The sequence below is a fragment of the Mesorhizobium sp. M7A.F.Ca.CA.004.06.1.1 genome, assembly GCF_003999135.1.
In the GTDB taxonomy this organism is placed as follows: Bacteria; Pseudomonadota; Alphaproteobacteria; order Rhizobiales; family Rhizobiaceae; genus Mesorhizobium.
This window is the reverse complement of record NZ_RZPQ01000082.1, coordinates 1-13,126: the sequence shown is the minus strand read 5'-3', so window position 1 is coordinate 13,126 and position 13,126 is coordinate 1. Positions and strand designations below refer to the sequence as shown.

Sequence of the window (13,126 nt, the reverse complement as noted above, 5' to 3'; positions counted from 1 at the left end):
CTGCATCGCCATGTATCCGGGCGACCTCGCCGTGGCGCTGGTCGCCTTCGATGCGATCGTGCATCTGGGCGAGCGCCAGATCCCGGTCGACGACTTTTTCCTGCTGCCCGGCAACACGCCGGAAAAAGAACATGCGATCGAACCGGGCGAGATGATCACCGCCATCGAGATCCCCGGCTCGGCCGCTACCCGGCGTTCGACCTACCTGAAGATCCGCGACCGGCAGTCCTACGAGTTCGCCGCGGCCAGTGCGGCGGTCGGCATCGAATTCGAGGCTGACGGCCGAACGATCCGCGATTTGCACGTGGCGCTCGGCGGCGTCGCGACCAAGCCGTGGCGTGCGCGGGCCGTGGAAGACGCGCTGAAGGGCAAGGTATTGGAGCCGGACGCGGTCCGCGCCGCCAGCCTGCTCGCCGTCGAAGGTGCCGTCGACCATGGCGCCAACCACTACAAGGTCGAACTGGCGCCGCGCGTCGTCGCCCGCGCCATCCTCAAATTGGGAGAGACGGCATGACCGTTCACAACATCAGGCATGGTGATGCGTCCGACGGCGCTTTTGCCGAAGCCGTCGGCGGCCGGCTGTCGCGCGTCGACGGCCCGGCCAAGATCAGTGGTGCGGCGAAATACGCCGTCGAGCAGCAGCTCGAAGGCCTCGCCTACGCCGTGCTGGTCGAGAGCACGATTGCATCCGGCAAGGTGCGCGCGATCGACACCAAGGCGGCCGAGGCGGCGCCCGGCGTACTGCAGGTGCTGACGCCGGACACCATCATCAGCCTGAAAACCGCGGCGGACTGGTTCGGCACGCCGCCGCCCGACAAACCCTATTGCCCGCTCGCGCGCGACATCACCTTTTCGGGCCAGCATGTCGCCGCTGTCGTCGCCGAGACCTTCGAACAGGCGGTCGCGGCGGCGGCCCTGGTCAAGGTCAGCTATGACGAGACGCCTTCCATCGTCGACCTCAGCGACGGCAAGGCCGGCGACGGCATCCCGATCGACGCCATGACCAAGGAATGGGGCGATGCGCAAGGTGCGTTCGCCTCGGCACCGGTCCGCATCTGCGCCGCCTACAACACGCCGCGCGAATACCAGGCGCCGATGGAGCCGCATGGCCTGATCGCCCGCTGGGAGGGCGACAAGCTCACCGTGTGGGAGCCGAGCCAATGGCTGGACGGGATGGCCCGCACCTATGCCGAATGGTTCGACGTGCCGTTCGAGAATGTGCGGCTGGTCTCGCCCTATATTGGCGGCGGCTTCGGCTCCAAGGCGCTGGCGCTGAGCCATGGCGCGGTGGCCGCATGTGCCGCCAAAATGCTCGGCCGGCCGGTGCGCCTGGTGATGACGCGGCCGCAGACCTTTACCGGCTATGGTGGCCGCGCCGCGACGCGCCAGACGGTGACGATCGGCGCCGATGCGCAAGGAAACATCCAATCGATCGTGCATCGCGGCGTCAATGAGACATCCATCGACGGCATGTGGGTCGAGCCGCTGGGATCGGTTACCTCGATCATGTATGCGACGCCGAATTTCTCCTCGAAGCAGAATGTCGTGCGGGTCAATTCGGTGGTGCCTGGCGCTATGCGCGCGCCGGGCGAAAACCCCTCGGCCTTCGGCATCGAAAGCGCCATCGACGAGCTCGCTTACGAGGTCGGCATCGACCCGCTGGAAATCCGGCTCCGGAACTATGCCGAGCAGGATCCGCATGCCAAAAAGGCTTGGTCTACCCGGCAGTTACGCGAGGCTTTTGCCGCAGGTGCGGAGCGCTTCGGCTGGGCCAGGCGCTCGCCCGAACCGCGCTCGATGCGCGACGGCAACCAGCTGATCGGCTGGGGCGTCGCGGCTGGCACCTATCCGGTTCGGCGCGCCTATGGCGAGGCGATCGTGCGTATCCTGGCCGACGGCTCGGTCGAGGTCGAAAGCTCGTCGATCGACATGGGTCAAGGAACCTACACAATCCTGGCGCAGACCGCCGCTGAAACGGTCGGCGTGCGAGCTGACGACGTGGTGGTGAAACTCGGCGACTCCCGCTTTCCGCGCGCCGGCGTCACCGGCGGCTCGCGCCTGGCCGGCGTCATGACCGGCGCCGTATACAAGGCCGCGAGCTCAGCGCTCGACCAGTTGGTGGGCCTTGCCATCAGCGATCCGCGGTCGCCTTTCCACGCGCTGCAGGCCAACACGCTGGTCGTCGCCAATGGCCGCATCGCTTCGCCGCGCGGCGACGGCCCCGATGTCTCGATCGCCGAACTGCTCAAAAGCGTCGGCCGCGACCACATCGAAGCCACCGGCGACACCATGCCGGAAAACTCGACGCCAGAGGAGCGCTACAAGAACTACACCACCATCGCCATGGCGCTGCCTCACACCGAGGGCGACTATTCCCGCCACTCCTGGTGCGCGCATTTCATCGAGGTGCGCGTCGACGAGGACTTCGGCACGGTGCGTGTATCGCGTGTGGTGTCGGCGCTGGATTCGGGGCGGCTCTACAACCCGAAACTTGCCGAAAGCCAATGGAAGGGCGGCATCATCATGGGCATCGGCCAGGCGCTATTGGAAGAAGGCATCGTCGACCGCCGCCACGGCCGCATCGTCAATGACAACCTCGCCGACTATCTCGTGCCGACCAATGCCGACATCCCCGACATCGAGGTGATCTCGGTCGGCATCCCCGACCTGCATTCCTCGGTGCTCGGCGGCAAGGGCGTTGGCGAACTGGCCATTGTCGGCGTGGCGCCGGCGATTGCCAACGCGGTGTTCCATGCGACGGGAAAACGCGTGCGGGATTTGCCGATCACGCTGGAGAAGCTGATTTAAGGGCGGTGGCCGATCTCCCCCTTGAGGGTCCCCTTGTGGGGAGGCCAGGCCGCAGCTTCGGGCGGTGGTGCTCCCTCCACACTTTCACCTTCAGCACTCGCGCAACCATCAAGGGGTAAGACCATGAGCGACATCCATTTTGGCACCGGCAAAATGCCCCCTGAAAACATTACCCCCTCAGCATCGCCGACTGGCTGTGCCTTGCCGCGGCCATAGCCGAAACCGAGGCCCGCCACGCGATCCGAAAACCGCTGACCCGGACGACGAGCCGTGACTTCCTTATGCAGGTTTTCTGCTCCGTTGCTGCTCAAAGCCCAAATCGGCAAGACCGCGCTCCACGAAGCCCTCAAAGCCGAAAAATTAGCCACATCCACCGTCAAACCGAAATGGGTTCTTCTGGTGACTCCATGGCTAACCAGTTAACCCGACGCTACCCATCGCGGGTGCTATCATATTGATCTCGGTCAACGGACGGCGGGTACGCGATGCGCGGCCACAGGAGCGGCCGCGCATGACGGGATTATCCGCTTAAGCCGCGGTTTCGGCGCCGGCCTCGCTTTGCGCGGCATAGTGCGCAAATGTCGCCTTGAAGCGGCCGTTGACGTATTCGCCCGACGTGATCGGGGGGTACTTCGCAGGATGATCCTCATCAACGCAACTGGGAAGCACCTCGATCACGGCATCATAGTTTGGACCGAAGAAGAACGGGATCGAATAGCGTTCTTTGCCGGAACGGTTCACCGCGCGGTGGACGGTCGAGGCGAAAAGGTCATTGGTCCAACGCGCCATCTGATCTCCCACATTGACGACGAAGCAGCCGGGGACGGGATCGGCCGCAATCCACTCGCCTGTTGCATTCAGTACCTGCAAGGCTGAAATACCATCCTTCTGGGCCAGGATCGTGAAGCACTCATAGTCCGAATGCGCCCCAATGCCGATCTGTCGGTCATCGATCTCGCCAAACTGCGGTGGATAGTGGAGCACCCGCAAAGTTGCGAGCGGCTTGCCGACCAGCAGGTCGAAATATGTCTCCTCCAACCCCAGAGCCAGAGCAAAGGCATGGAGCAGGTGGCCACTCAGCGTCAGCATCTCGGCATGGTAGGCTTCCAGTGCCGTTCGGAACTCCGGCCTGCCCGCTGGCCACTGGTTGGGACCGTAGAGTACTTTGCCGGCCTTCACGTCCGGATCGTCGGCTGGCACATCCAACGCAATATCATAGGATTCGTGCAGGTCTCCGCGCGCGGTCGGATCCGTATTCTCTTCCAATATTGCCGCATAACCGCGATTATTCTTTGAATTGGAAACGTGATTCTCCATCTTCACGTCGTCGGATTCGGCGAAATACACCTCCGCCACCTCAAACGTGGCATCGATGACATCCTTCGGAACGTGATGGTTCTTGATATAGAGGAAGCCGACTTCCGTGCAGGCCTCGCGCAGTTCCTGGGCGAGCTTTCGCTTGGCCGCCTCGTCGCCTGTGAACATGGGCTCGAGATCAATGATCGGGATCTTGTCGAAGCTGACACGCTGCGGGTCGAGCCCTCCCCCTTTCATTGCACGCGCGCCGTTGCCGGTTTCAAGGACCTTCATTTTTCTGTTCCCTTTTCTTGCTGGCTTGCATCGAAAATTGTTTCGACGTAGTAGCGCGGCCCCGTGAAAACGAAGCCGGGCGAGAAGTAGCGGCCGCAGACATCCATGAACGCGGTCATCTTACGCGACGGAGCGTGCGGGCGCGATATGCGGATGCTGACCCGCTTTTCCGCGGACTCCCATGTGTCGAGCAACGGAATGAGGTGGCCGCGTTCACACTCGATCGTGGTGAAGAAGTGCGGTAGATAGGCAATGCCCTCGCCCGCAACGGCGAAGTACTTGATAGTCCAGTATTCGTTGGCGATCAGGTTGCTGCGCGGCAAGATACTTTCCTGCGCGGTACCTTTCTGTAGCCGCCAGTGCTGCAGGCCCGCCGAGGTGCGATAGACAATGCCCTGGTGTTCCGCCAAATCGGCGGGTTTTCGTGGCATCCCGGCACGCTCGACATAACTCTTGCTGGCAAAGAGTGCGAATTTTGCGGTGGAGAGCGTTTCGCCGCCTTCGATACCTTCGTCCCATGAAATCACGGCGTCGAGCATATCGAGGCTCTCCGGCGCGTAGAGAACGTGCGGCGAAAAGAAGGTGAGTTCGATTTCCACCTTGGGGTAGAGCTTTCTGAACGCCATGAGCATCTGCGTGTAGTAGGCCGTGCCGAACTCCCCCGTGGCGCCGATCCGCAAGGTTCCGGTCACGTCGTCGCTCAGTTCCGTCACGGCGGCCCGCGCCGTATCGCAGCTTTGCAGTATCTGCCGCGCGTGCCCGAGCAGGGTTTGCCCTGCCTCCGTGAGCAACAGGACACGGCCGGAGCGCTCGAACAGAGCGACCTTCAGATCGTCTTCAAGCTGCTTGAGCCGAAGACTGAGCGTGGATTTGGGCAGGCCGTACAACTTCGCCGCGGCGGACAATGACCGCAGTTCCGCGATTTTTACAAATGATGCCAGAGCATCGGTGTTCATTTGATCGTTCACATTTCTGTGCAAAATGCCCAAAAAATGAGCATGATTATTTTTGTTGCATGAACGAACGTAATCGGCTGTTATGCACTGCACAAGAGCCAATTCGCTTTTGCCAAATCAAAAAAGACGCTCCGGCGGCAATCGTCACCGTGCAGGGAAGCTGCATGGGCGCGGCATGCTTCCGGCTGAGAAAAACAAAGAAAACAAGGGGAACCACGAAATGAAAGAGCGCAACACGATGCCGTCCGGCTCAGTTCGCCTGTTCGCGGCGGCGGCCACGGTTTTCGCATCCTGTGCTGCGTCCGGCGCATATGCCTTTACTCTGGAAGGGTCGCCCAAGGTCGCGTTCATCTATGCAAGTTCAGCGCAAGACGGCGGATGGAACGAAGCCCTCGAGGCCGGCCGCAAGGCCGTGGAGGAACAGCTACAGGTGCCTGTCTCGGTGACGGAGAACATACCGGAAGAGACCACGAAGCTGCGCGCGGCGATCGATCTCTACGTCAAGCGCGGCTTCAACATCATAATCGGCACCACCTATGGCTACAGCGCCCCAATGGCCGAAGCGGCCAAAGCCTATCCGAATGTGGCGTTTCTCAGTGCTTCGGGCACGGAGAATGGGGCCAACATGGAAAGCTTCTATGCCCGCACTTACCAGGGTTGGTACCTTGCAGGCATCGCGGCAGGACAGGCGACGAAGACGAAGAAGATCGGCATCCTCGCCGGCTTTCCGGTCGGCGTGGTGAACTGGGATATCAACAGTTTTGCACTCGGGGCCCATTCGGTCGATCCTACGATCGAAACGGTCGCGGTCTTCGCCAACTCCTGGTGGGACCCGGTGAAGGAAGGGCAGATCGCCCAGGCCATTCTCGACCAGAAGGCCGACGTGCTCGCCACGAATCTGAGCGCGACCTCGGCGCTCGACGCCGCCGAAAAGGCAGGCGTTCCTTCGATAGGCTTTCAGCTCGACATGTCGCATGCCGCGCCGCGGACGATCCAGACCTCCGTCATCTTCCGCTGGGAGAAATATCTTGTGCCGACGATCAAGGAGATCATCGACGGCAACTGGAAACCCGAGGAATACGGCGCCTTCGAAGGCCTTGAAGCCGGCGTGGTCGATCTCGCTCCTTTTGGCCCCTCGGTTTCCGAGGAGACCAAGGCAAAGGTCGAGGCAGCAAAGCGGGAGATCATCACCGGCAAGCTTGATCCGTTCCAGGGCCCTCTGAAAAAGCAAGACGGCACCATCGTTGTCGACGCCGGCGGGAAGGTCGACGATGCGGCGCTCTGGTCGATGGACTATTTCGTCGACGGTGTCATCGGCACCATGCCGGCGAAGTAATGACGACGGCGCTTCCGCAGGCAGGAGACATGCGACAACCGCCGGGCACGCCGGCGGCTCTGTTGATGCGCGGCATAGGCAAGTCGTTTGACGGCAAAGCCGCGCTCCGCGATGCGTCCTTCTGTCTCGAATGGGGAGAGGTGCATGCCATCGTCGGTGAGAACGGTGCAGGCAAGTCCACTTTGATGAACGTGGCGGCCGGCGTCTATGTAGCTGACGGGGGCGACCAATCGATCGACGGCGAAGCGATCAGTTTGCGCAGCCCGCTGGAAGCCGCCGCCGCCGGTCTCGGCATGGTCCATCAGCATTTCCGGCTGGTCGAGAGTTTTACGGTTGCCGAAAATGTTCTCCTCGGCTTCGGTCGCAAGGCTGCTGTGAAAACGCTGAGCGATGCGGCGGCGATCGTTTCCGCCAAGTCGAGCGAGATCGGCCTGCCCGTCGATCCGCACAAGCTGGTAGCGAACCTTTCGATCGCCGAACGCCAGCGCGCCGAGATCATCAAGGTCATGCTTCTGGGCGCCCGAATTCTGGTCATGGACGAACCGACGGCGGTGCTGACCGACGAGGAAGCGCGCACGCTTCTCTCTTTTGCCCAGCGATTGTCGAGGCAAGGTCACGCCGTGGTTCTGATCACGCACAAGTTCCGGGAGGTTGCCGCTTTCTGCGACCGGGTAACGATCATGCGGCACGGCGAGACCGTGCTTGACGGTGCGCGGGTTGCGAACGTCACCGAAGCGGAGGTGGCGCGGCTGATGGTCGGCGATGCCTTGACGGTTGCGGGCCGGCCGTCATCTCGGCCGGGCGATGTGTGTCTGAGCGTGGAAAGGCTTTCCGCACGGGCGACCGCTCACGGGCAAAGCCTGAACGATCTCGGGTTCGAGCTGCATGTCGGCGAAATCCTTGGCATCGCCGGCGTCGGTGGAAACGGGCAGGAGGAACTCGTTGCCTGCCTTCTCGGACTCGACCGTGCCGGTGCCGGCGCGATCGTACTGGATGGCCAGGACATATCCACCGCCAAGCCAGACCAGCGCCGCGAGGCCGGCTTGCGCGTCATCCCCTCCGACCGCTTTGACAGCGGGTTGATCCGGGAGCTTTCCATTGCCGACAATCTCGCGCTCACGACCGTCGCCAGCGGTAGCTTCGGCGGTCCGTTTCTCCTGAGCCGGCGGGCGATGCGCGAGAAGGCCGCCGAGGCCATCGATGCGTTCGATATCCGCGGCGCGACGCCGGAACGGCCGGCCTCTTTGCTCTCGGGAGGAAACGCGCAGAAAGTGTTGCTCGCGCGGGAGCTCGATCACGGCCTGAAGGTTCTCATAGCGCATTCCCCTTCTCGCGGGCTGGACATGAAAGCGGCCGAGTTCGTCCGATCGGCGATCCGCGGAGCTGTGGAAGCCGGCGCGGCCTGCCTTCTGATCAGCGAGGATCTCCAGGAGGTCATGTCCCTGTCCCATCGGGTGGCCGTCATGAACAGAGGAAGGATCGTCGGCTGCCGTCAGACCGGCGACGTCACGCCTGAATGGATAGGAGGCCTTTTAGCAGGCCATGCTTGACACAGCTTTCCTTGTTCGCAGGCAAAATCCCGGCTTCTTGTTGACCAGTCTCAGTTATGTTGGCGGACTGTTGGTCGGGCTGACGGTTTCGGCGGTGCTGCTCGTGCATGCGGGCGTGCCGGCAAGCGCTCTTGTGGATGAGTTCCTGATTGCAACTTTTCTGACCTCGGACGGCCTCTCCCAGACGGCGACGGCCGCTTTACCGTTGGTGCTAGTCGGCCTCGCCTCCGGCGTTGCCATGCGCGTGCGGTTTTGGAACATCGGCGTGGAGGGCCAGCTATGGCTCGGCGCGATCGCGTCAACCTGGGTGGCGCTGAACGGCAGCGGGCCTGAAGTGCTGAGGTTGCCGACGATGTTCGTTCTGGCAGCGCTTGCGGGAGCCGCCTGGATTGCGATTCCGCTTTTTCTGAAACTCAAGTGGGGCGTTAACGAGGTTATTTCGACCCTGCTGCTGGGAAGCGTCGCGTTTCTGCTCGTGCAGCATCTTCTGTTCGGGGTCTGGAGAGACCCTTCCAACAGCTTTCCCGTGACCGCCACCTTTCCCGAGGCGAGCTGGTTTCCCGTTCTGGGATGGGGGCAGTTGCATGCCGGAATCTTCCTGGTCGCCGTTATCGCATTGTCCATCTGGTTCGTCATGGAACACAGCCGGGTCGGCTTCTACGCGGATGCTGTAGGTTTCAACGCCAAGGCCGCGCTCGCCACGGGCCTGCCGGTGCTCAGCATAGCCGTGGGGCTCGTGCTGCTCTCCGGCGCTCTCTCAGGCGTTGCCGGCATGATGATCGTGGCGGGGACGGAGCACCGCCTCAACCAGTCCGTCGGCAACGGCTATCTCTTCAGCGCGATCGTGATCGCCTACCTGGCCCGCGCGAAGCCATTGTGGGTGGTCGTGATCTCTTTCGCGCTCGGCGCGGTGTTCACCGCCGGGAATGTCCTGAAGGTTTTCTACTCGATCTCCGAAGCGATGATCGTGCTGATGCAAGGCGCGGTACTGATGTCGATTTTGATGGCGCAGTTCTTCAGCTCCTATTCGCTCAAACGGCCCAAGAACTAGGAAGGGGCAGTTGCATGGATTTTCTGATCGGCTGGATTGCCATCATTCCGAGCTATGCGGCACCGTTGCTGCTGGCGAGCCTCGGCCTCATTATCTGCGAAAGAGCCGGCGTTCTCAATCTTGGAGCGGAAGGGCTCATGGCGGTCAGTGCCATGACCGGCGCGATGACGGTGCTTTCCGGAGCCGATCCTTGGGTTGGTCTTGCCGCCGGCTCAGCGGCCGCGATGGCTCTCGCTCTGCTGTTTGGAATATCGACAGTCGCCTTGCGCGCCAATCATACGCTCGCCGGCCTAGCCGTCGTCGCAATCGGACTGGGCATCACCGGGGTCGTGGGGCGACCCTACGTGCAGAAGACCTTTTCTGGCATTTCCACACTTGGCGACCTCTTCGGGATAGACCGCGGTTCGGCATTCGGCCGCATTTTCGCGGTGCAGGACCCGGTTACGCTGGCGCTGCCGACCCTGGTCGGCGCGCTCTGGTGGTGGCTTTCCAAAAGCCGACATGGCCTCAGGTTGAGGTCCGTCGGGGAAAACCCGGCCGCCGCGGATGTCGCGGGTATCGACGTGCAACTGGTTCAGTTCGGGGCTGTCCTGGCATCCGGGCTGTTTTGTGGTCTCGCCGGAGCCTATCTCTCAGTCGCCACAAGTCATGTCTGGGTGGAGGGAATGGTCGCGTCGCGCGGCTGGATTGCCGTTGCGCTCGTCATCTTTTCGCGCTGGAACGCGGCTCGAGCTCTCTGGGGTGCGCTTCTTTTCGGAAGCGCGGATGCGCTTGTGCCTAGACTACAAGCCATAGGCGCCGACGTTCCTGTCTATCTCATGATGACTTTGCCGTACTTGCTGACGCTTGTCGTGCTGGTGGCAGGCTCATTGGGCGGCCGGCGCTCCGGCGAGCCGGCCTTCCTCGGCAGGGTCTATCTACGACAAGACAAACAATAAGGAACTTGCCCGGTTCATGAGCCCCGCCGCCCGCATCCTTCTGGACTTCGCGGATTTCATGGACAAGCATCAAGGATCGCCGATGTCTGTGCCGTCCCCCCTCGCCCGGCGCTGACCCTGCGGCTCCGCTCGACGCCTATTCGCGTGCCACTAACCGTGAGATCAAGAACAAAGCGCCACGGAGACGACAGAGGGGGTCGCCGCGCGTAAAGCGCCAACGTCATCCGCAACAGCAGGCCGAGCCCAGCCGGACCGCCCCCTCTGGCCTGCCGGACCCGGCCCTTCGCTTTCGCTCCAGGCGTTCGTCGTTCGGAAAGCCAAGCGATTGGCTTTCCGTCCGCTGCGCGGACCACTCCCTCACCCCCCTCAAGGGGGAGATCAGCAGCTTCAGCGGATCAGAACTTGTAGCTGAGCCCGACCCGGATATCCTGTGTCTGGAGGTCGACATGGGTTTCCGTAGGCAGACCGGCTGCCACCGAGAGGTCCTGGCTGCCGAAGTCGGAGTAGCGGTATTCGGCCCGCGCGATCCACTTGTCGGTAAAGGCGTGTTCGATGCCGGCTCCAACGGTCCAGCCGACATGGCTGTCGCTGTGGAGCGTTACTTCGGCGGCAGGGCCACCGGCGCTGACCGCAATCAGTTCATACTTGGCCGCGGCGACGCCGGCAGTGATGTAGGGCAAGGTCCGATCGAAAGCATAGCCGGCGCGCAGCCGCGCCGACCCCGACCATTTGAGTTCGCTCTTGAGCAACGTGGTGACACCGCCGCCGCCGGCGTCGAGGGCCGTCAGCCCATCTATATTGCTGTACACAATGTCGGCCTCGGCGCCGATCACGAAGCTGTTCTCCATCTGGTAATTGGCGCCGATATGGACACCGCCGATAAATCCGTTCGGATCGGTGGAGACATTGAGATCGGTGGCCCCGCCCAGTCCGCCGCCGGCGATGAACAGATTGGATTTTCCGGCCGCGTAGCCGATGTCGACGCCGGCATAGAGTCCGGACCAGTCGTAGCCGGATGCAACAGGCGAAACCTCATTGATATCAGCCGCACACGCCACACCGAGCGGCGCGAGAATGAAGGCCGTTGCGAGAAGAAGAGTTTTCATTGTTGTCTGCTGCCCCATGTTGCTTCCCCACCGCATAAATGAGCTGCGGAGATCCAGCTGTTGTCGAGAAATCCGGTGTTGCATTGTCCGCTGGCTGCGTCTTGGGCTGGGCCGCACCCGAATTGTCGGGGAAAGCATCGCAGCGCTTTCCCGGCTGGTGTGGCCATTCGGCCTCAGTCGATTGGCGTGTCGTGTATCCAGCGGGGTTGGCGGCCGGCGAGACTACCTGGCACTGCCCGGTGTCGAGCCGAATCGGCGGCGGAAGCAGCGGTTGAAATAGGAGACGTCGGAGAAGCCGCTGAGCAGCGCGATCTCGCTGATCCGCATGCGGTCATTGTGCCTGTCGCGGAGCATGCGATGCGCCCTTTGCAAGCGCAGTTCGAGAATGCGCTCGGCAAAGCTCACCCCGGTTTCCTGCAGCAGGTCATGGACATAGCGAACGGAGAGCCGCAATTGCCCGGCAACGCCCTGCGCCGAAATGGCGGGATCGGCGAAATTATCCCTCATCTTCTGCAGTATGGCTTGCAGCCTTGCCGCGCGCAGGCCGCGCAGGCCCGCCAGTTCGGCCGCTTCGCCCTTGGCGCCGGTCGCAAGGCCGATCAGGTCGACGATCGTTTCGGTGGCGTGGCCGATGAGGTCGGGCGAGACCAGCGCCGGGCCTGCTTCCAGGAAGCTGCAATAGCGCTTGAGCATGCCGAGCGCCTCATTGTCGGCTCCAACGGTCAACGCCAGCCGATCCTCGATATGAGCGAAGGCATTTTCCAGCACGGCACGAGGGAGCACCACATTGGCCCAGACATTGCTGTCGCCGCCGGTCATCTGCAACGCTTCCGAAGCCGAGACCAGTGCGGCCTCGCCTTTGCCGACGTGATAATCGCGGCCAATCTGCGTGCCGCTGAGCACCGTATCGCCATTGTTCACCAGCAGCAGATAGCCGTCGCGACCGTCGGCGGCGATATTGCCCGCCTTGCGGCTGGCATGACGGATCGTCCCGGCCATCTGCCCAAGCACCAGCGAGCCGACAGCGGTGGCTTCGATCGCGGCTTCGAACGACAGTCTCTCCGAAATCGTGTATTCGACCGACCATATCTCGGCGACATGGATGTCCTGCCAGAGCGCGAAGCGTGCGCGATGATCCAGATGCGGCGGCAGATCCGCCGATGAGAAGACGTTCTTTTGCAAGGGGCAACCGGCCTTTTCTACAATCGCGTCTTCATTTCGACACGCACCGTATGGGACCAGATCACGGTCTGTCCAGAGCCGGAAATACTTGTGCGCCAGGTGACAATTCCAGTGCCGTCATGGACAAGGATTGGCTTAATTTCGTGGATTGGGCTGGTTGAATTTCGGATTACTCGAAAATACCCAGTGCCGACGAATCGCGCCACCCTACTCCGGCGATGGCACCGGCGGCCGTGATGTCAGCGCCGTGCCGAAGGCGGCGACAACAACGGCTGCGATCCCGGCCAATTGCGTGGTGGTGAGGCTCTCGTGCAGGAACAGGAAGCCGGCCAGTGCACCCAGCCCCGGCTCCAGGCAGGTCAGCGTGCCGTAGATGCGCGCCGGCATGCGGGTCAGCGCCACCATCTCCAGAAAGAACGGCAACGCGCTGGAAAACAGGCCGACCAGCAGCGCGCTGACCAGGATCGACGGCGACAGCAGCGCGGATCCCGCCTGCGCGATACCGAAGGGCAGCACCAGCACGGCGGCGATGGCCATGCCGTAGGCAGTGGTGCGGGTACCAAGCTCCGCGCCGGCCTTCTGGGCGCTTTATATCGTGCTGGCCCAGAT

10 protein-coding genes and 1 pseudogene are annotated in these 13,126 nt (G+C 62.4%); 6 read left to right on the top strand and 5 right to left on the bottom strand.

The features are described 5' to 3' along the window. Positions 1–514: FAD binding domain-containing protein (locus tag EN906_RS07945; RefSeq protein WP_206529073.1), on the top strand; the 514-nt coding region annotated here is incomplete at its 5' end. Further along, positions 511–2,808 carry a xanthine dehydrogenase family protein molybdopterin-binding subunit gene (locus tag EN906_RS07940; RefSeq protein ID WP_127268794.1) on the top strand — a complete coding sequence of 766 codons (2,298 nt, stop codon included), beginning with the start codon at positions 511–513 and terminating at the stop codon, positions 2,806–2,808. The genes EN906_RS07945 and EN906_RS07940, both read left to right, overlap by 4 nt. 528 nt (positions 2,809–3,336) lie before the next feature. Here EN906_RS07940 and EN906_RS07935 read toward each other — a convergent pair. Together EN906_RS07935 and EN906_RS07930 are read right to left on the bottom strand one after the other, a co-directional pair. Continuing rightward, a complete protein-coding gene (locus EN906_RS07935) occupies positions 3,337–4,398 on the bottom strand; it encodes an isopenicillin N synthase family oxygenase (RefSeq protein ID WP_164748936.1) in 1,062 nt (353 codons plus the stop codon). Further along, complete coding sequence (locus EN906_RS07930; RefSeq protein ID WP_127268795.1) at positions 4,395–5,354, bottom strand: LysR family transcriptional regulator; 960 nt, start codon at positions 5,352–5,354, stop codon at positions 4,395–4,397. The genes EN906_RS07935 and EN906_RS07930 overlap by 4 nt, the downstream gene beginning before the upstream one ends. Before the next feature lie 220 nt (positions 5,355–5,574). Between EN906_RS07930 and EN906_RS07925 the strand changes: the two genes are divergently transcribed. From EN906_RS07925 to EN906_RS07910, 4 genes are all read left to right on the top strand, one after another. Next, positions 5,575–6,690, top strand: coding sequence for a BMP family ABC transporter substrate-binding protein (locus tag EN906_RS07925; protein ID WP_164748937.1), 1,116 nt, complete (start codon positions 5,575–5,577; stop codon positions 6,688–6,690). A 65-nt stretch (positions 6,691–6,755) separates the two neighbouring features. Next, a complete protein-coding gene (locus EN906_RS07920; protein ID WP_164766827.1) occupies positions 6,756–8,240 on the top strand; it encodes an ABC transporter ATP-binding protein in 1,485 nt (494 codons plus the stop codon). Beyond that, the gene (locus EN906_RS07915) at positions 8,233–9,291 is read left to right on the top strand and encodes an ABC transporter permease (protein WP_127270302.1); all 1,059 of its coding nucleotides are present in this window, start codon (positions 8,233–8,235) and stop codon (positions 9,289–9,291) included. The genes EN906_RS07920 and EN906_RS07915 overlap by 8 nt, the downstream gene beginning before the upstream one ends. A 14-nt stretch (positions 9,292–9,305) precedes the next feature. Then, complete coding sequence (locus EN906_RS07910; protein WP_127270303.1) at positions 9,306–10,229, top strand: ABC transporter permease; 924 nt, start codon at positions 9,306–9,308, stop codon at positions 10,227–10,229. Positions 10,230–10,624: 395 nt separating this feature from the next. Here EN906_RS07910 and EN906_RS07900 read toward each other — a convergent pair whose 3' ends face one another. The 3 genes and pseudogenes from EN906_RS07900 to EN906_RS07890 form a co-directional block, all read right to left on the bottom strand. Continuing rightward, complete coding sequence (locus EN906_RS07900; protein ID WP_164748938.1) at positions 10,625–11,335, bottom strand: outer membrane protein; 711 nt, start codon at positions 11,333–11,335, stop codon at positions 10,625–10,627. 222 nt (positions 11,336–11,557) lie between these two features. After that, on the bottom strand, positions 11,558–12,517 hold the full coding sequence (locus tag EN906_RS07895) for an AraC family transcriptional regulator (protein WP_127271117.1): 960 nt from the start codon (positions 12,515–12,517) through the stop codon (positions 11,558–11,560). Between the two features lie 207 nt (positions 12,518–12,724). Next, a pseudogene (locus tag EN906_RS07890) lies at positions 12,725–13,060 on the bottom strand (EamA family transporter); the annotation flags it as partial. Positions 13,061–13,126 lie beyond the last annotated feature (66 nt).